Source organism: Microbacterium sp. MMO-10, from assembly GCF_037148715.1.
GTDB lineage: Bacteria > Actinomycetota > Actinomycetes > Actinomycetales > Microbacteriaceae > Microbacterium.
In genome coordinates, this window is record NZ_JBBCSV010000001.1 from 514239 (window position 1) to 532879 (window position 18641).

Below are 18641 nucleotides of genomic sequence, written 5' to 3' on the forward strand. Positions count from 1 at the left end.
CTGCCGTCCTCAGGGTCGCCGAGCGAGGATGCCGAAGGCGACCGAGACGAAACGGGGTCGCCGAGCGAGGATGCCGAAGGCGACCGAGACGAACGGGGTCGTTGAGCGAGGACGACGAAGGCGACCGAGACGAAACGGGGCCGGACCGGAGTGGTCAGGCGTCGGTGCCCTCTGCGGGAGCCGCCGTAGCCTCGTCCGCGGCGACGTCCTCGGAAGCCGCGGCCGCGGATCCGGATCCCTCGCTGCCGAGCGCGCCGTCGGGGCGGATGAGCTCGCGCACCTCGGCCATGAAGCTGGTGAGCTGCTGCTGCTGCCAGCGCAGCTGGCGGGCGCGGTCGTCGGCGTCGCGCACGACGTTCGCCGTGTGCGCGGTGACCATGTCGACGATCTTCTGCGACTTGGTGCGGGCGCGGTCGAGCGTCTCTCGGGCGCGCACCTGCGCCTCGGCCTCGATCGCGTTCGCCTGCGACCGCATCAGCCGCTCGTAGTCGTCGGCCTTGCCCGAGATCCGCTCGGCGTGCGCGAGCGAGGCGGCGACCTGCTCGTTCGCGTCGACGGTGATGCGCTCCGCATGGGCGACGGCCTGGTTGTGCAGCACCAGGAACTCCTGCTGCGCGTCGTCCTGACGGCGGGTGAGGGACTCCTCCATCTCGAGCACGCGCGCGTTCATCTCGCGCACCTCGCGCTCGGCGGCGACCCGCAGATCGGTGGTCTCGCGGGTGACCATGGCGCGCAGCGCCGCGGCGCCCTTCTCGGCCTCGGTGCGGATGGAGTGCGCCTCCTGCTCGGCGTGGTTCACCTTCTCGGCGGCGTGCGCGGCCTCGCGCTCGACCTGCGCGGTGTGCGCGGTGAACTCGGTCTCCATCTTCAGGCGCACCTGGTCGGCGTCGCGTTCGGCCTGCGCGGTGATGCGCGCGACGTCGGCATCCAGCTCGGCGCGCTTGGCCGCGGCCTCGTCTCGGGCGGCCTCGAGCAGGCGCTCGGCCTGCACCGCGGCGTTCTGGATGAGGACGCTGGCCTGCTCCTCGGCCACGCGCAGCACGGTCTCGAACTGCGAGCGCGAGGTCGCCTCGTCGATGTCCTCCTGGGATCCCGCGAGCGCCGTGCTCAGCGACTGGATCTGCTGAGCCGACTCGGCGATCTTCGCGTTCGCGGCGGCCAGGTCGGCCTCGAGCTTCGCCGAGCGCTCCTCGTGCGCCGCCGTGGCCTTCTCGAGCTCGCGGCGGTGCTTCTCGGACGCCTTGTCCAGCTCGCCGCGGAGGTGGGCGTCGGTCTTGGCGCTCGAGTCGGTCGCGCGGCGCAGCTCTTCCGTCAGGGCGGTGAGGTGGGCGTCGACCTCGGCCTTGTCATAGCCGCGGAAGCCGATCGTGAAGGCGTGCTGGCTCGACGGGGTCTCCAGGAGCTGATCGAAGAAGTCGCCCTGCGGCGCCTGCTCCTCGGATGCACGGTTCTCGGTTGCCTCGGCCACGGCAGCGCCTTTCTGTCCATCCCTCCCCCTCCCGGGCAGGGGGGATGCCGGGAGGATCGATGCGGAGGGGGAATCGCGTCGTCCAGCGCCCTGGGTGCGGGGGCCGTGATCCGCGCGAGTCCTGACGATCCTAACCCGCGGTCCCCGGTGCCGACAGGGGGCGGACCCTGAACGGATGACGAGAGATCCCTGTCGGGATCCTCCCCGTGCGTGATGCGGTGATCCGCTCCGGGGACCGCGACGGTCAGGGATCCGATGCCGGGCAGGAGAGGGCCGGCCTCAGCGAGCGGCCGCCTGTATCCCGGCGATCACGGCCCGGACGGCCGCCTCCCCGCGACGGCGCTGCTCCACGCGGTCCACACCGACGAGCGGTCCGCGCAGGCACAGCCCGGCGAAGCCGTGCACCGTTGCCCAGCACGCCCAGGCGGCGTCGTCGCGACCGGCCGCCGGCAGCGCCCCCGCGTCGACCAGGTCGTCGAGTGCCGCGGTCAGCGCCCGGAACGCCGGGGACTGCGCCATCGTCGCGGAGTCGGGCGGGCGGATGCCGAAGAACACCACGGCGAACCATCCCGGCTCGTCGAGCGCGAACGCGATGTAGGCCGTGCCGATCCGGTGCAGGCGCTCGGCGGGCGAGAGCCCGGGGGAATCGGTCATCGCGGCGGCGAGACCCTCCTGGATCGCGGCGGCCGCGGCGCCCACGAGCGCGGCCCGGTCGGCGAAGTGCCGGTAAGCGGCGTTCGGCGACACGCCTGTGCGCCGGGTGACCTCGCGGATCGTGATCGCGGCGGGTCCGCCCTCGCGGCCCAGGGCGACCGCCGCCTCGACGAGGGCGGTGGCGAGATCGCCGTGGTGGTAGGCCATCGGATCCCTCCTGCCCCCTTGAGGTGTCGCCACCGGATGTGTACGGTGTGAACATAGCAGATGTGGACGCCGTGAACATCGGCGCCCGAGAGCACGCCGCAGACCATCGGAGGATGTCATGACCGCTCTGCCCCCTGTCGTCGACGAGCAGACCTGGCGCGAGGAGCTCGCGAAACTCCGAATACGGGAGAAGGCCGCGACCCGCGAACAGGATGCGATCGCCGCCGCGCGCCGCCGTCTGCCGGCCGTGAAGCTCCCCGCCTACACGCTGATCGCCGAGGACGGCAGCCGGGTGAGCCTCGCCGACGTGTTCGACGGGAAGAGCCAGCTCGTCACCTATCACCACATGTGGACCGACGGTGCGTCCTGGCAGTGCGGAGGGTGCACCGGCCTCACCTCGCAATGGACCCGCACCGGGCACATCGAGGCGCAGGACGCACGCCTCGTGATCGTGACGAACGGCCCGATGGACGAGGTCCTCGCGTACAAGAAGCGCGTCGGGAACCGGCTGACCTGGTACTCCTCGTCCGAGTCCTCCTTCGGCGCCGACATGGACGCCGGCCCCGGAGGGGGGTTCGGCTTCAACGTGTTCCTCCGCGACGGCGACGACGTCTACCGCACCTGGCACACCGACGGTCGTGGCGCCGAGCGCTTCAGCGTCGCGTTCGCCGTCTCCGACGTGCTCCCCTACGGCCGGCAGGAGGAGTGGCAGGACGTGCCGGAGGGCTGGCCGCAGGATCCGACGTACTCGCGCTGGCTGAGCTCCCAGGACGTCGCGGCGCAGTACGGCGATCCGGTCGCCTGACGGAGGGCGGCGGGTCGGGCTCTCCGCGCTCGGCGACCGGCGGCGCTTCCCGCCTCAGCCGGCCCGCCGCACCCGGTCGCGCGCGCGCTGCACCAGCCAGCACACCACGTAGATCCCGAACGAGATCGTCGTGATGTAGGGGCTCACCGGCAGCGTGCCGGCCAGGGCGAGCAGGATGCCGCCGACCGCCGAGACGAAGCCGAACAGCGCGGCGAGCAGCGGCACCCGCAGCGGCCCCGCCGTGACGCGCATCGCGGCGGCTGCGGGCGTCACCAGCAGCGCCATCACGAGCAGCGCGCCGATGATGTGCACCGCCACCGCGACGATCAGCCCGAGCAGCACCATGAACACGAGACCGATGGTGCGGGTGGGCACGCCGCGCGCCTCGGCCGACACCGGGTCGAGCGAGTCGAACCGCAGCGGGTTCCAGACGAGCACGAGCGCCACGAGGACCGCCGCGCTGATCCCGATCAGCCAGCCCAGATCGGGTGAGGAGACGGACACGATCTGCCCGGTGAGCAGGCTGAACCGGTTCGCGCTGCGCCCGTCGTAGAGCGACAGGAACAGGATCCCGAGGCCGAGGCCGAACGGCATGAGCACGCCGACGATCGAGTTGCGCTCCCTGGCGCGCGCGCCGAGCAGGCCGATCAGGATCGCCGCCACGAGCGCGCCGCCGATCGAGCCGGCCACGACGCTGCCCCCGAACAGCAGGGCGGCCGCGGCTCCGGCGAACGACAGCTCGCTCACGCCGTGCACGGCGAAGGCGAGGTCGCGCTGCATCACGAACACGCCCACGAGGCCCCCGACGATGCCGAGCACGGCGCCGGCGATGATCGAGTTCGCCAGCAGCGCGACGAGCTCGCCGTAGTCGGCGAACGAGAAGATGTCGCCCCAGTTCACGGTGGGAACGGGACCCGCGGCGGTCAGCAGGCCGAGCACGGCGCTCATGCGGCGCCCTCGTGGTCGTGGTCGTGGTGCGGCTCGACATCGGGCACGCCGACGACGATGAGGCGGTCGCCGGCGCGCAGCACGAACACCGGCGCCCCGTAGAGGTCGGTGAGCACGCGGGTCTGCAGCACCTCGTCGGGCGTGCCGAGCATGAACCGGCCGCCGGCGATGTAGAGGATGCGGTCGACGCGGCCCAGGATCGGGTTGATGTCGTGGGTGACGAACAGCACGGCCGCGCCGTGCGCACGCCGCTGGCGGTCGATGATCTCGGTGACGCCCTGCTGGTTGGCGAGATCGAGGTTCGACAGCGGCTCGTCGCAGAGCAGCAGCGCCGGGCGGTCCATGAGCGCCTGGCCGACGCGCAGCCGCTGCTGCTCGCCGCCGGAGAGCGCGCCGACCCGGCGGTCGCCGTAGTGCGCGGCGCCGACCTCCGCGAGCATCTCGTCCACGCGCTCGCGGTCGCCCCGGCGCGGCACCGGCAGTCCGAACCGGCGGCCCTGCAACCCGAGCGCGATCACGTCGCGGGCCCGCATCGCGGTGTCGGGCGGGTAGGGGCGCTGCTGGGGGATGTAGCCGATCCGGGAGTTGCCGCGGGTGGCGGGGACCCCGGCTACCCGGATCTCCCCCGCGCTCAGATCCTGCAGCCCGAGGATGCTGCGCAGCAGCGTGGTCTTGCCGGATCCCGACGGGCCCAGCACCGCGATGAACTCGCCGGGCCGCACATCGAGGTCGAGCCCCGACCACAGCTCACGGTCGCCGCGGCCCTGCGGGCGGTGCAGCGCGGCGCCGCGGATCTGCAGCACCGGCGCGGCGGCCGCCGAGGCGTCCGCGGGCGCGGTCATGCTCCGACGGCAGCGGCGAGGGAGGCGATCGCTGCATGCATCCATTCAGCGTACGCGGTGCCCTTCGGAAGGATCTCCGTGAAGGTCACCACCGGGATCCCCGCCGCCTTCGCCTCCTGCTCGACGCGCTGCGTCTCGGATCCACCGGCCTGGCTGTTGGCGAGCACGGCCTTCACCTCGCCGCTCTTGATGACGTTCACGGCCGCGAGCAGCGTCGCGGGGGCGACGTCATGACCCTCCTCGACCGCGCTCGCGAAGCCCTCGGGCGCCTTGTCGACCAGGCCCGCCGCGTCGGCGAGGTAGCCGGGCACGGGCTCGGTGATGAACACGCCCGCCCCGGGGGCCTTCGCCTTGATGGCGGCGAGCTCGCCCTCCGCCCGGGTGAGGTCCGCAGTGAGGGCCGCAGCGCCCTTCGCGAACTGCTCCTTGCCGGCAGGGTCGGCCTTCGTCAGCGCGCTCTCGACCTGGCCGACCACGGTGATCATGGTCGTCGGGTCGAACCACACGTGCTCGTTGAACCCCTCCTGATCGTGACCGGGGTGCGCGTCGGCGGCCGTGACCACCGTCGCCTTCGATCCGTCGAGCAGGTCCTTCATGAACGGGTCGTAGCCGCCGCCGTTCTCGATGACCAGCGCGGCGCCGCGCACGGCCAGGCGGTCGCGTGCGGTTGCCTCGTACTCATGCGGATCCTTCGAGAGCGAGTCGATGATGCTCGTGACCTGCACCCGGTCGCCGCCGATCTCCGTGGCGATGCTGCCGTAGACGTTGGTCGTCGCGACGACGTCGATCTTCCCCCCGCTGTCCGCGCCGGTTCCCGTGGCCGCGGAGCATCCCGCCAGAGCGAGGATCGAGGCGGCGGCGAGGGCGAGGGCGACGAGGGGCTTCTGCATGACCTCGACACTACGTTAAATGAGAATCATTATCAAAACGGACCCGCATCCGCCGTGACGGATCGATTCCGCCCGTACCGCCGGAACCGTCGCGAGGTTACTTGCCCATGCCGAGCGTGAGCCCTTCGGTCAGGCGACGCCCGAGCCACAGATAGATGGCGAGCATCGGCAGCACCACGATGCACAGTCCGGCGAACAGTCCTCCCCAGTCGGCGCCCGAGTACGTCTGCTGCTGGATGAACGAGATCAGCGCCACCGGCAGGGTGTACTTGTCCGTCGACTGCAGCAATGTCAGCGCGAGCAGCGTCTCGTTCCAGTGCGAGATGACCTGCAGCACGAACGCGGTCAGGATGCCGCCCTTCGCGAGCGGCAGCGTGATCCGCCAGAACGTCCCGAACGCGGAGGCGCCGTCCAGCGCCGCGGCCTCCTCGAGCTCCTGGGGCAGCGAACGGAAGAACGCGATGAGCAGGAACACCGTGAACGGCATCGAGACGCCGACGTAGACGATGTTGAGGCCGACCAGGCTGTCGGTGAGGTACACCTCGTTGAGCATCACGAACAGCGGGATCAGGATCACCTGGACCGGGATCCCCAGCCCGAGCACGAAGTACATCGTGAGCGCGTTCGTGAACCGGTTCTCCACCCGGCCCAGGTAGTAGGCGGCGGGCGCCGCGATCGCGACCGTCACGAACGAGGAGACCAGCGTCGTGCTCACGCTGTTGAGCGTCGCGGTGGCGAAATCGCCCGCGGTCCAGGCGGTCACGAAGTTCACCGGATCGAGCGAGGTGGGCAGCCCCCACGGATCGCTCAGGATCGAGCGCGTGTCACGGAACGCCTGGATCACCATCCAGATCATCCAGGCGATGTTCAGCGCGACGAAGGCCCACAGCAGCACCAGCCCGATCCCGCGCAGCACGCTGCGCTCGCGGCCGATGGCGGCGCCCCGGCGGCGGCGCGGCCGGTCGGACCGACCGGTCACGACCGTGCGGGTGCTGGTGTCCTCCCGGAGCATCTCGGCAGTGGTCATCAGGACTCCTAGATCTCGATCGCGTCGCGCCTCATCACGCGGCGCAGCAGGACGACGAGCACCGACACCAGGGCGAGCGACAGGATCGCGCTGGCACTGGCCATGCCGTATGCGGGGATGGACTCTCCGGAGAACGCCGTCACGTAGGTGTAGACGGCCGTGCTCCAGGTGCGTGTGGGCGGGATGCCCTGACCGGTCGAACCTCCGAAGATCCAGATGATCTCGAAGATCTTCACCGAGGAGATCGTCCACAGCACGGCGCAGGTGCCGAACACGTCCCAGGTCAGCGGGAGGATCACGTAGCGCAGCCGCTGGAACGCGTTCGCGCCGGCGAGGGCGCAGTCCTCGTAGTAGTAGGGCGGGATCCGGTCGACACCCGCCATCAGGATCGTCGTGTAGTAGCCGGTGGTGATCCAGGTGAGCATCACCATGATCAGCGGGAACAGGTTCTCCGTCGCGAGCCAGGCCGGCGGATCCGTCACGCCGGCCCAGCCCAGCAGCGTGTTCACGAGACCGCCGGGGTTGAGCACGAAGCCGGCGAGCACGCCGAAGATCATGGCGTTCACGAGGTGCGGGAAGAAGATCACGGAGCGGGCGATCTTGCGCCCCGCCATGTCTCGCAGCACCAGGGTGAGACCGAACGAGACCACGAAGATCGCCAGGCCGACCACGAACAGCAGCAGCAGGGTGTTGCCGAAGGACTGCAGGAACAGCTTGTCGCCGAAGAGCTTGACGTAGTTGCCGAGACCGACGAACTCCATCGGACCGGCTCCGGCCCATTTGTGGAAGCTGATCCAGATCGCGTAGACGGAGGGGCCGACGAACAGCACCGAGTAGAACAGCAGCGCCGGACCCACGAAGGGGACGAAGAGCTTCTTGCGGGCCTTGTCGATCGCGTTGCCGCCGGCGCGGGTCGTGCGTCGCGCGACCCGGCCGGCGGCGACCCCGGGCATCGCTGCCGTCTGGGTCATGAGTTCTGCTTCCAGTAGTCGGCCTGGCCCGAGGTCATGGCGGCGATGAACTCGGTCGCGGAGAGCTTGCCCTGCACGAGCTGGTCGATGGTCGGGTAGAGCAGCTTCTCGGCGTAGCCCGGGAGGGTGATGCCGTCGTTCTGCACATAGAAGCCGTCGGCCGCGTCGAGGGCCTTCTTCACGGAGTCGACCTCGGGACTGATGGCGGCATCCGCGCGGATGGGCAGGATCTTCGCGTCCGTGCCGAGCGCGTCCTGGTACTTCTTGCTCAGGAAGAACGAGGCGAACTTCTGCGCGTTCTCGGCGTTCTTGGCCTTGGCCGGCACCGCGAACCCGATGAAGTCGGCCCGCGAGACCTGCTTGCCGCCGTCGACCGTCGGGAACGGGAACGACGAGTACTGGAAGCCGCTCGTCGCGTACGACGCCGTCTCGGTCGGGATCCAGGTGCCGTTGTAGAGCAACGCGGCCTTGTTGTCCGCCCAGGCCTGCTGCTGTGCGGGCCACTTGCTCGCGTTGTAGCCGGAGATGAAGTAGCCGCCGTCGACGAGCTGCTGCACCATCGTGGCGGCCTCGACGGCGTCGGCGCCTTGCCATGCCTTGCCGGTCTTGTCCTCGGCGATCTTCTTCATCGCTCCGGGACCGGCGATGTGCACGAGCGCCGACGTGTACCAGTAGGCGTTGTAGCCGGAGACGTCGCCGTCGATCGCGAGCGGCACCTCGTTCGCGGCCTTGAGCGTGTCGAGTTCGGCGACGAACGCGTTCCAGTCCTTCGGCGGCGCGGACGCGAGCTCTGGGTGCGTGGCGGCGTTGAACCAGATCGCGTCGCTGGTGAGCGTGTAGGGCAGCATCCACGGCGCCGTGTCGCCCTCGCGCGTGATGTCAGCATCGGCGAGGTACGCCTTCGGGACGAGGTCGGAGACCTTCTCGCCGTCCACGTCCGCGCCGTACGCGGCGGTCAGCTCCTTGGCCTGCCCGCTCGTCGCGAGGACCGGGGCCAGTTTGGCGAACGAGCTGTCGATGAGGTCGGGGACGTTGTTGGTGTTGAGGGTCGGGACGACCTTCTTCACGCTGTCGCGACCCTGCCACTGCACGGTGACCTTGATGCCGGTCTCCTTGGTGAAGTCGGCGATCGCGGAGGCGAGGACCTTCTGCTGCGCCTCCCCCTCCTTCCACATCGACCAGTAGGTGAGCGTGCCCCCCGAGCCGGACCCGCCGCCCGCACCGGATGCGCATCCGGTGGCGGCGAGTGCGACCGCGCTGATGAGGGCGAGGGCAGAGAGCGTTCGGGTCTTCGCCATCGGACTTCCTTCCGTCTGAGAGGCATCGTCGCCTGTGTCGCACGACTCTCGCTCGACCCGGAAGAAGCATTCAAGGAGTAATCGGGAATTCGTCTCCTCGTTGCGCCGCGATTGTCGGAGGACAGCGATCAGGCACCCTCCTCCACACACGATGAATCGCCGAATACGTCTTTATTCCTCACTATGTGCGGAACAGAATCAGAGGAAGTACGACGGAGGGATCGTGATGGCCGGAAAGCGCGGGACACCCGTGCGCGACGCGGAGTCGCGCGGATTGAAGTTCGAGATCCTCGCCGACCAGCTGCGCCGCGGGATCCTGGCCGGGACCTGGACCGCGGGGCAGAAGCTCCCGACCGAGCAGGAGCTCTCCAAGGAGACCGGGCTGTCGCTGACCACCGTGCGACGCGCGTTCGACGAGCTCGTCGCCGAGCGCATCGTCGTGCGCCGCCAGGGCGCGGGCAGCTTCGTCGCGCACGCCCGACCGCGCGAGGAGCGTGCGCGACGGCGCATCGGCGTCCTGCTGCCCGATACCCAGCACTACTACCCACGGGTGCTGCAGGGCATCGACGAATCGCTCTCCGCGGCGGGCGCCTCGCTGCAGCTCGCCACGTACCGGTATCAGCCCGAGCGCGAGGACGACGCCATCGCGTCGCTGCTCGACGCCGGCGTGGACGGCCTCCTGCTGGCGCCGACGCTCACTGGGATCGAGGATCCGCTCGCGCGCTCCCGGGAGCTCACGGCGCTGCCCGTGCCCGTGGTCCTCGTGGAGCGCAGCCTGCACGGCATCGGCCCCGCCGACACCACGGAGCACGTGTGCTCGGACCACGCCGGCGGCGCGTACGACGCGGTCGTGCACCTCGCCCGCCTCGGGCACACGCGCATCGCACTGCTCACGCGCTCGCGCACGGTCACCGAGTTCGGGGTCGTGCAGGGCTATCGCAGCGCGGTCGCCGACCTCGGGCTCATCGCGGATCTGGAGTTCTCGCAGGCCAAGAGCGAGTGGGAGGCCGATTCCGCCGAGTCGGCGTTCCGCGCGCTGCGCGCCTTCGACGCGACGGCGGCGCTCGTGTTCGGCGATCGCGAAGCGGCCATGCTCGAAGGCGCCGCGCGCCGCGGCGGAGTCCGCGTGCCCGACGACGTCGCGCTGGTCTCGTACGACGACGAGTTCGCCGATCTCGCCGAGGTGCCGCTGACCGCGGTCGCGCCACCGAAGTACCGCATCGGACGGATGGCCGCCGACGTCATGCTGCGCCGCCTCGTCGAGGGCGACGAGTGCCCACTGCACCAGATCAGACTTCGACCGCGCATCGTGATCCGCCGATCCTGCGGCGCGGGCGACCGAGACGACGAACACTGAGGAGAACACGTGCGCATCGGATTGATCGGGGCGGGAGCAGTCGCCTCGTTCCACATCACGGCCGCCTCCGTGCTGGACGGGATCGAGCTGACCGCGGTCTGCGACATCGACGAGCAGGCGGCACGGCGGGCGACCGCCGGCACGGGAGTCGCCGTCTTCACCGATCATCGACGGATGCTGCAAGCCGGCCTCGTCGATGCGGTGATCGTGAACACTCCCCACTCCCTGCACCTGCCGATCGCCGAGGACGCGGCTGCGGCGAGCGTGCACGTGCTCGTAGAGAAGCCGATGGCCACGAGCGTCGCCGACTGCGACCGGCTGATCGCGGCGTGCCGCGCGGCGGGGGTCGCCCTGACCGTGGGACACATCCAGCACTTCCTTCCGGAGAAGCGGGCAGCCGCCCGCGTGATCGCCTCGGGCGAGCTGGGCCGGGTCCGCATGATCCGCGACAACCGCAGCACCGACTACCGCCCCGGAACCCGGTCGGCCTGGTTCTTCTCCCCCGAGATCGCCGGTGGCGGCGCGCTGATCAACATCGGCGGTCACTGCCTGGATCGGTCGCTCTGGCTGGGCGGGGGGCGCGCGGTGGAGATGCTCGCCGACACGGCGAGCCGGTTCGGATCTCCTGTCGAGACCGACGGCAGCATGCAGCTGCTCCTCGACAACGGCGTGGGCGTGACGATCTCGGTCATCAGCGACCCGGCCACGCGGAGCGACAGCATGACGATCGTGTGCGAGAGGGGCGTGATCGAGGTGGATCCGCGTCACGGCACGACGGTGCACGTCGACGGTCGCACCCGCACCGTCCACGAGAGCGGTCCCGACGACATCCAGGACGCCTTCACGGCGCAACTGGCGGACTTCGCCGCGGTCGTCGGCGGTGCGGCGCCCACCGTCCCCCTCGCCCATGCGCGGCACGTCGTCGAGCTGGTCCTCGCCGCCTACCGCTCGGCAGAGACCGGTACCGCGGTCTCGTTCGCCGCCGCGGAGGCCCTCGCATGACCGGATCCCGCCGCAACCTCATCCTGATCGTCAGCGACGATCAGGGCCCCTGGGCGCTCGGTGCCGCCGGGAACGCTGAGATCCGCACCCCGGTGCTCGACGGCCTCGCCCGCCGGGGCGTGCGCCTGGAGCGCTTCTTCTGCGCGTCGCCGGTGTGCTCACCCGCGCGCGCGAGTCTGCTGACCGGGCAGATCCCGTCGACGCACGGCGTGCACGACTACCTCGGCGGCGCCCCTGTCGGCCCGGACAGCCGCGACTACCTGCGGGACCTGCCCACGCTGACGGACGCGCTCGCCGATGCCGGATACCGCCTCGGCCTCTCCGGGAAGTGGCATCTCGGCGCGAGCGACGTGCCGCGGCGCGGCTTCGTGCACTGGTACGCGCTGGAGGGCGGCGGCAGCCCCTATCACGACGCGGTGATGTACCGGGATGGAACGGCCGAGCACGTCACGGACTACCTCACCGACGTCATCGCCGACGATGCGGCGGCCTTCATCGACGCCGAGCAGGGGCAGGACGCGCCGTTCTTCCTCGCGATCAACTTCACCGCGCCGCATCGCCCGTTCGCCGGGGAGCATCCGGAGGAGTTCACCGCCCTGTATCGCGACTGCGCCTTCGACACCTGCCCTCAGGAGACGCCGCACCCGTGGCTGCAGACCAAGGACGGCGCCCCGATCGGAGGCGAGGCCGATACCCGCGAGGCACTGATCGGCTACTTCGCCTCGGTCACCGCCATGGATGCCGCCATCGGTCGCGTCCTCGAGCGGCTCCGCGCGCACGGCATCGAGGAAGACACGATCGTGGTGTTCCTCAGCGACAACGGGTTCAGCTGCGGCCAGCACGGCTTCTGGGGCAAAGGCAACGGCACGTTCCCGATGAACATGTACGACGAGTCGGTGATGGTGCCTTTCCTCATCTCCGCGCCGGGGCTGCTTCCCGGCGGAACGGTCCACGACCAGCTGCTCAGCGCCTACGACCTGCCCGCCACCCTGCTCGATCTGATCGACCGGGATCCGGCGGTCTTCGAAGAGGGCCCTGGACGAAGCTTCGCGGACCTGCTGCGCGACGGCACGACCACGGATCCGGACCGCCCGGTGGTCGTGCACAGCGAATACGGCCCGGCCCGGATGATCCGCACACGGGAGCGCAAGTACGTGCACCGGGCGCCCTACGGCCCCCATGAGCTCTACGACCTTGTGCAGGATCCGCAGGAGCGCGTCAATCTCGCCGAGGATCCGGCACACGCCGACGATGTCGCGGTGCTGCGCCGGCTGCTCTGGGAGTGGTTCGCCGCGCACAGCACCGAGGACGCCGACGGGGTCGCCCTGCCGGTGATGGGCTCGGGCCAGCTCCGCCCCCTCGACGGCGACCCGCTGGGCGCCTTCGACGCGCCGGACTGGGACGGCGCCTGAGTTCTCAACCGGTGACGGCCGGGTAGGCGTCCGCGAGTGCCGCAGCGCCTTCCCAGGCGTCGTCGGCCTCGGCCAGGGCTGCGGCGAGCGCGGTCGCGAGCCGGTGCGCCGCCGGAGCCTGCGGAGCGCTGTCGAGTTCGAACGGGTCGGCGACGAGGTCGAAGAACTGCACGTCCAGGCCCTGATCCGGATGCCACACCGCGACGAGCTTGCCCGTCGTCGTGCGCAGGCCGCGTGCGCTGCTCGGGTCCGAGCGGGATGCGTGGCGGGCGTACACCGTCGCGTCGTCAGCGTCGGCCTCGGCCTGCCCTCGCAGCACCGGGGCGCGGTCGCGGCCGACCATCCGCGGATCCGTCGCCGCGATGCCGGCGAGGCCGAGGATCGTCGGCGCGACGTCGAGCGAGTCGATCACGGCGTCGCACGACCCGGGCGGGACGAGCGCGGGCGAGTGCACGATGAGCGGCACGCGCATCGACTCCTCGTAGGCGACGTTCTTGTAGAGCAGCCCGTGGCTGCCGAGCTGCATCCCGTGATCGGACGTGAACAGGATGACGGTCGGGCGGGGGTCATCGAGGGCGGCGACCGCGGCGGCGAGGCGACCGACCTGCTCATCGACCCCGGTGATCGCCGCGAAGTAGTCGCGGGCGATGGCCGCGGCCTCGGCGGCGATCGGGGTGCCGTGGGCGACGTTGGGACGGTTCAGCAGGGTGCGCTCGTCAAGCTCCGCATACGCGGCGCGATAGCGGTCGGGCACCTGGTCGAACGGCTGATGGGGCGGGTTCAGCGACACCATGAGCGCGAACGGGCCGTCACCGCCCTCCCGGAGGAACGCGATCGCGACGTCGGTCTCGTGCGCGGCCGACCACTGGTCGACATCGATGCGCTCGTCCCGCCCGGCGTCGGTCGTCCAGTAGTGCGGTGCGAGGTGTCGGTCGGCGGCGCCGTAGGAGTACCAGTAGTCGAACCCGAAGCGGCGGGTCGGCGACGACCAGGCGTCCCACACCTTGCCGTCGTCCCGGCGCCCCTCGCCGTAGCGCTCGTCTGCGGCGACCGGGGGCTCCAGATGCCATTTGCCGATGTAGCCGGTACGCCAGCCCTGCGCGCGCAGCACGCTCGCCCAGGTCGGCAGACCGTCCCGCAGCCCCACGCCGTCCTGCGCGGTCTCGGAGTTGACGTTCAGCGTGACGCCGTTCACCTGCGGCCTCATGCCGGTGAGGAACATGGCGCGGTGCGGACTGCACACCGGGTACGAGCTCACCGCGTGACGCACCACGATCCCCTCGGCCGCGAGCCGGTCGAGATGCGGCGTCCGTACCGGATCGGATCCCGTGCTGCCGAGCGCGGCGGCGCGGAACTGGTCGGCCATGACGATGAGGATGTTGGGGCGTTGTGAAATGATGCCTCCCTGTGGGCGGGTCTTCGCCGGCAGGCGCGGTGCCCGCCGAAGTGATCGGTGCCTCCTGTGAGGATCTCGTCAGCGCTGCAGGACGAACTCCACCGTCCGACCGGCTGCGGCCGACACGTCGACCGTGACGCGGGCCCCGTCCGCGCGTCGCACGACGGAGACGCGGCCGGCGTCCGGGCCGTTGGCTCTACTCACCGTCGTGTTCGCCAGATCGATCACGATCGTCGCCTCCTTCTGAGTGGGCTCGCTCACCGAGATCCGCGTCATGCCCGGCGTCTTGCGCAGGATCACGCAGGCGGCTCGGTCCACGCTCACCTCCCCCACGCTTCCGGCCTTCCAGAACGCGGCGGCGATGACGTGCGGTGCGGGCTGGATCGCCTGGGCCGTCTCGTCGTTTCGCAGGACCTGCACCGGGGGGGTTCTGCGCGAGCGCGGCGGTCGTGGCGGCGTCGGCACCGGGACGCAGGAGATATGCATAGCCGCCGGAGGCATTCGCCCCGACGCCGTGCGAGAGGGTCAGCGTGGCGTACGTACGCTGCTGCAGGACGCCCGTGCCTGCCGCCTTGTTCGTGTTGTTGCGCTGCCACGAACCCTGCCTGCCGCCGATGCTCGCGGTGAGCGGTGCGGATCCGTCGAGGAAGACATAACCGCCGACATCCTCGAGGTGCGCCCAATGAGCACCCGGAAGCGTGCTCTCGTCGGAGATGTCGTGGCCATCCACGATGAGACGCCTTCCGGCCGTGCCCAGGTTGCGGTGCTCGACGACCGTGCGCACCTCGCTCGTGCTGCGCGTCGAGATGCCGGTCCCGAGGGCGACCACGGCGTCGGGCAGGGCGAACCACGCCTTGCGAGCCTGGAGACCGGTGCCTCCCGGCGCGACCAGATGCATCGCCGCAAGCGCCATGTCCTCGAAGGTCGCGCCACCGGTCCATTCGTTCTGCGGAGTACGCGCTCCCCACTCCCCCTCGGGGTTCTTCGGCAGCGGGGTCAGATCGACCGTGGTACCGGGAGGCGCGTCGAGATCGGACGTGGCCCAGAACTCGTCGTCGAACGCGTTCTCCTGGCCGGCGAGGTACAGATAGGTCATCCCCTGGCTCGTCTTGGCTCCGAGGAAGTTCTCGTCGGGCGTGCCCTCATTCCAGGCGATGCGGTTCGAGCACATGGCCACGCACAGCGCCCACTCTCCGTCCGCCGAGCGGTGCACCAGACGATCCATGGCGGGGAACAGCTTCGGCCCGCGGGGATCCGGCACCGAGGGCGTATCGGACGCCAGGAGCTCCGTGACCAGCGACAGCCGGACGATGTTCGTCGATGCCCTGATCTCCGCCGCGGAGTTGCTTTCGATCCACTGCCGGCACAGACCCCGCCAGCGAGCAGCGGTTTCGGCGTCGGCGGACTGCGCGAGACGCAGGGCGTACTCGATGAGGCCGTCGCCGTCGTCGATGCTCCGCTCCGCGAAGCGGGAGACGGCCCGCCCGCGCACCGCGTCCATCATCTGGCCACGGAACATCACGGGTGCGAACGAATCGTCGACCGCGCTGGTGATGTTGACGCGGGTCGGATCCGTGATGTCGAACGAGGAACCGGCGACGAGGGCGAACAGCTTCGCGAGCCCGCCGAGCAGCACCAGCCCGTACGTGCCCGTGTAGCCGATCGTGGAGTGCTGCACGAACGAACCGTCGCGGAAGAACCCGTTGCCCTCCGTGACGTACTGCCAGCTGTCGCGCAGCGCGGCCACCGCGGCCTTCAGCAGGTCGGCGTCGGGCTGCACGATCGAACGCACGATGATGCTCTGGCAGATGTCCACCCGATTGGCCGCGTCCGAGAGCTGAACCCCGCTGGGGTGCAGTTGCATCCGCGGATCACGGTTCGGGAGGAAGTGGTCGATCGCGGCGCAATAGGCGTCCACCTCGTCCGTGGACAGGTGATCATGAACGATCGCCATCGTGCTGGCGAGCGGCTGCGGTGCTCCGATGTTCCACGACCACCAGTTCCCCCACCACGCCGTCCCCGTGTTGAAGATCCGCTCATTCATGTGCGCCAGACCGCGGACGATCACGTCGAGCACCGCTGTCGACCCCTCGTGTTTGGATCCCGGGGTCGCCCAGGACACCGCCAAGGTCTGGATGCCGACGTAGTTCATCCGCATGGAATTGGATCGGGCGATGTCACTCGCCCCGATCGCCCAGTCCTGGTCGGAGAAGTAGCGCGTCGCCGTGGGGCTCACCTTGTCGAGCAGCGCATCGGCGGCTTTGTCCTGACGTGCGATCGCATCGGCGAAGACGCCGGGCGAGGCAGCCACGATCGCCCGTCCGGTCAGGGTCTCCACCCAGCGAAGGCGCAGCGCCTCGATCTCGGGCACACCGACCGCGAGGGGCCGTGTCGCTGCGGCGGCGTGCGGCGGACGGGACAGGTCGGCGAACAGCGCAGCAGCGGCGGCCAGGCCGCCGAGCTGCAGCACGGTGCGGCGGTTGAGAGCAGGCATGCGAACCCCTTCGGTCGTCTCTGCGGACGAGGCTAGAAGGCGATTGCAAGAGGAATAAACGTGGAATCCGAGGGAGCATCCGGCGCTCGCAGGACGTGCGCCGGGCACACCTGAGATCGGACGGACGCGGCTCCCGCAGGAGCGCGCGTCCGCCCGACCGCATCGGGCCGGCTCAGCCGCGCAGCCAGACCGTGCTCTCGCCGGCCACCGCACCGTCGACGAGCGTGCCGAGCACCGGCTCCTCGCCCGCGGCGAGCGCGAACGGCTCGGTGCCGAAGTTGGTCACGACCTGCCAGCCGTTGGAGCGGGCGAACCGGAGCACGTCGTCGCGCCCCGTCTCGATCCACTCCAGGTCCTCGCCGGTCTGCAGCTCATGCCGCAGCGCGAGCGCGCGACGGTAGGTGTTCAGCGACGACTCCGGATCCGCGTCCTCCACCGCGACCGCGTAGTCGGCGAACCACGCCGGCTGCGGGATGTGCGCACCCGCGGCGCCGAACCCGAACGACGCGCCGTCGCCGGCCCAGGGCAGCGGCACGCGGCAGCCGTCGCGACCGAGGCCGTCGCGATCGGGATCCGCTCCGCGGAAGAACGCCGGGTCCTGCCGGTCCTCGGGGGCGATGTCGCCGACCTCGTGCAGGCCGAGCTCCTCGCCCTGGTAGAGGTAGGCGCTGCCGGGCAGCCCGAGCAGAAACAGCGACGCGGCGAGCGCCCGCCGGCTGCCGCCCGCAAGGTCGAGCTGGTCGGCCGGGGCGCCGGCGATGATCCAGGCCGAGCCCTGCTTGGCGGGGTTTCCCCGGCGGGGCGCGAGGCCGTACCGGGTCGCGTGACGCACCACGTCGTGGTTCGACAGCACCCAGGTCGAGCTGGATCCGGTCGCCGCGCTCTGCGCGAGGTTGTCGGCGACGATCTCGCGGAACTGCGCGGCGTCGAAGTCGGCCTCGAGCAGGTCGAAGTTGAACGCCTGGCCCAGCCCGTCGGTGGTGGCGTACTTCGCCCGGCGCTCGGCCGTGGCGACCCAGGCCTCGGCGACCGCGATGCGCGGCGGGTCGTACTCGTCGAACACCTGCCGCCACTCGCGGTAGATCTCGTGCACGGCGTCGCGGTCCCACAGCGGGTGCTGCCCGTCGGTGGTGTCCCGTGCGTCGAGCTCGGCCTGGCTCGGCAGCACGGCCGGCAGATCCTTGCTGAGCCCGTGCGCGACGTCGATGCGGAACCCGTCGACTCCGCGGTCCGACCAGAACCGCAGCGTGGTCAGGAACTCCTCGTGCACGTCGGGGTTGTCCCAGTTGAAGTCGGGCTGCTCCGTGGCGAAGTAGTGGAAGTACCACTGGCCGTCGCCGACCGGTTCCCAGGCCGGACCCCCGAAGCACGACTGCCAGTCGGCGGGCGGCAGCTCCCCGTTCTCGCCGAGGCCGTCGCGGAAGATGTACCGGTCGCGCTCCGGCGACCCCTTCCCCGCGGCGAGCGCGGCCTGGAAGAGCGCATGCCGGTCGGAGGAGTGGTTCGGCACGATGTCGACGATGACCTTGATGCCGCGGGCGTGCAGGGCCGCGATCAGGTCGTCGAAGTCGGCGAGGGTTCCCAGGCGCGGATCCACGTCGCGGTAGTCGGCGACGTCGTAGCCGCCGTCGGCGAGCTCCGAGGGATAGAACGGGCTCAGCCAGACCGCATCGATGCCGAGGCCGGCGAGGTAGTCGGCCTTCTCGACGACGCCGCGGATGTCGCCGAGACCGTCGCCGTCCGCATCCGAGAAGCTGCGCGGATAGATCTGGTAGACGGCGGCCTGACGCCACCAGGCGGCGGCATCGTCGGATCCGATCACGCGCGGGTCGGCGGCGAGGACTGCATCGGTCATGGGGTTCCCTTCTGG

General features: G+C 70.4%; 15 protein-coding genes and 1 pseudogene. 4 read left to right on the forward strand and 12 right to left on the reverse strand.

Annotated features, from left to right (window positions below; translation table 11 throughout):
- Positions 1 to 154 precede the first annotated feature (154 nt).
- Together WFJ17_RS02445 and WFJ17_RS02450 are read right to left on the reverse strand one after the other, a co-directional pair.
- Positions 155 to 1468, reverse strand: a complete 1314-nt coding sequence (locus WFJ17_RS02445) for a DivIVA domain-containing protein (RefSeq protein ID WP_336647590.1) — start codon at positions 1466 to 1468, stop codon at positions 155 to 157.
- Positions 1469 to 1747: 279 nt separating this feature from the next.
- Positions 1748 to 2329: a TetR/AcrR family transcriptional regulator gene (locus WFJ17_RS02450; protein ID WP_336647591.1), complete on the reverse strand. Its 582-nt coding sequence runs from the start codon at positions 2327 to 2329 to the stop codon at positions 1748 to 1750.
- Positions 2330 to 2447: 118 nt separating this feature from the next.
- Here WFJ17_RS02450 and WFJ17_RS02455 point away from each other — a divergent pair, with 118 nt between their 5' ends.
- Positions 2448 to 3134, forward strand: coding sequence for a DUF899 family protein (locus WFJ17_RS02455; RefSeq protein ID WP_336647592.1), 687 nt, complete (start codon positions 2448 to 2450; stop codon positions 3132 to 3134).
- A gap of 54 nt (positions 3135 to 3188) precedes the next feature.
- Here WFJ17_RS02455 and WFJ17_RS02460 read toward each other — a convergent pair whose 3' ends face one another.
- From WFJ17_RS02460 to WFJ17_RS02485, 6 genes are all read right to left on the reverse strand, one after another.
- Entirely contained in the window at positions 3189 to 4082 is an 894-nt protein-coding gene (locus tag WFJ17_RS02460) for a metal ABC transporter permease (protein WP_336647593.1), read from the reverse strand.
- Positions 4079 to 4924 (reverse strand): metal ABC transporter ATP-binding protein, encoded by an 846-nt coding sequence (locus tag WFJ17_RS02465; RefSeq protein WP_336647594.1) that lies wholly within the window; start codon positions 4922 to 4924, stop codon positions 4079 to 4081. The genes WFJ17_RS02460 and WFJ17_RS02465 overlap by 4 nt, the downstream gene beginning before the upstream one ends.
- A complete protein-coding gene (locus tag WFJ17_RS02470; protein WP_336647595.1) occupies positions 4921 to 5814 on the reverse strand; it encodes a metal ABC transporter solute-binding protein, Zn/Mn family in 894 nt (297 codons plus the stop codon). Before WFJ17_RS02470 ends, WFJ17_RS02465 begins: the two co-directional genes overlap by 4 nt.
- Positions 5815 to 5911: 97 nt before the next feature.
- On the reverse strand, positions 5912 to 6841 hold the full coding sequence (locus WFJ17_RS02475; protein ID WP_251443472.1) for a carbohydrate ABC transporter permease: 930 nt from the start codon (positions 6839 to 6841) through the stop codon (positions 5912 to 5914).
- An 8-nt stretch (positions 6842 to 6849) separates the two neighbouring features.
- Positions 6850 to 7812, reverse strand: a complete 963-nt coding sequence (locus WFJ17_RS02480; protein WP_251443475.1) for a carbohydrate ABC transporter permease — start codon at positions 7810 to 7812, stop codon at positions 6850 to 6852.
- Positions 7809 to 9110 (reverse strand): ABC transporter substrate-binding protein, encoded by a 1302-nt coding sequence (locus WFJ17_RS02485; RefSeq protein ID WP_251443478.1) that lies wholly within the window; start codon positions 9108 to 9110, stop codon positions 7809 to 7811. Before WFJ17_RS02485 ends, WFJ17_RS02480 begins: the two co-directional genes overlap by 4 nt.
- Before the next feature lie 226 nt (positions 9111 to 9336).
- Here WFJ17_RS02485 and WFJ17_RS02490 point away from each other — a divergent pair, with 226 nt between their 5' ends.
- The 3 genes from WFJ17_RS02490 to WFJ17_RS02500 are packed head-to-tail and all read left to right on the forward strand — an operon-like array spanning position 9337 to position 12881.
- Positions 9337 to 10467: a GntR family transcriptional regulator gene (locus WFJ17_RS02490; RefSeq protein WP_251443481.1), complete on the forward strand. Its 1131-nt coding sequence runs from the start codon at positions 9337 to 9339 to the stop codon at positions 10465 to 10467.
- A 9-nt stretch (positions 10468 to 10476) separates the two neighbouring features.
- A complete protein-coding gene (locus WFJ17_RS02495; RefSeq protein ID WP_336647596.1) occupies positions 10477 to 11469 on the forward strand; it encodes a Gfo/Idh/MocA family protein in 993 nt (330 codons plus the stop codon).
- On the forward strand, positions 11466 to 12881 hold the full coding sequence (locus WFJ17_RS02500) for a sulfatase-like hydrolase/transferase (protein WP_336647597.1): 1416 nt from the start codon (positions 11466 to 11468) through the stop codon (positions 12879 to 12881). The genes WFJ17_RS02495 and WFJ17_RS02500 overlap by 4 nt, the downstream gene beginning before the upstream one ends.
- 4 nt (positions 12882 to 12885) lie before the next feature.
- Here the strand turns inward: WFJ17_RS02500 and WFJ17_RS02505 are convergent, their stop codons facing one another.
- From WFJ17_RS02505 to WFJ17_RS02515, 4 genes and pseudogenes are all read right to left on the reverse strand, one after another.
- On the reverse strand, positions 12886 to 14310 hold the full coding sequence (locus tag WFJ17_RS02505) for a sulfatase family protein (RefSeq protein ID WP_285814216.1): 1425 nt from the start codon (positions 14308 to 14310) through the stop codon (positions 12886 to 12888).
- Between the two features lie 45 nt (positions 14311 to 14355).
- Positions 14356 to 14778: a polysaccharide lyase beta-sandwich domain-containing protein gene (locus WFJ17_RS18670; RefSeq protein ID WP_442927958.1), complete on the reverse strand. Its 423-nt coding sequence runs from the start codon at positions 14776 to 14778 to the stop codon at positions 14356 to 14358.
- Positions 14747 to 16771: pseudogene (locus tag WFJ17_RS02510) on the reverse strand (polysaccharide lyase 8 family protein); the annotation flags it as partial. The gene WFJ17_RS18670 and the pseudogene WFJ17_RS02510, both read right to left, overlap by 32 nt.
- 172 nt (positions 16772 to 16943) lie before the next feature.
- Positions 16944 to 18626: a glycoside hydrolase family 13 protein gene (locus WFJ17_RS02515; protein ID WP_336647599.1), complete on the reverse strand. Its 1683-nt coding sequence runs from the start codon at positions 18624 to 18626 to the stop codon at positions 16944 to 16946.
- Positions 18627 to 18641: the final 15 nt, after the last annotated feature.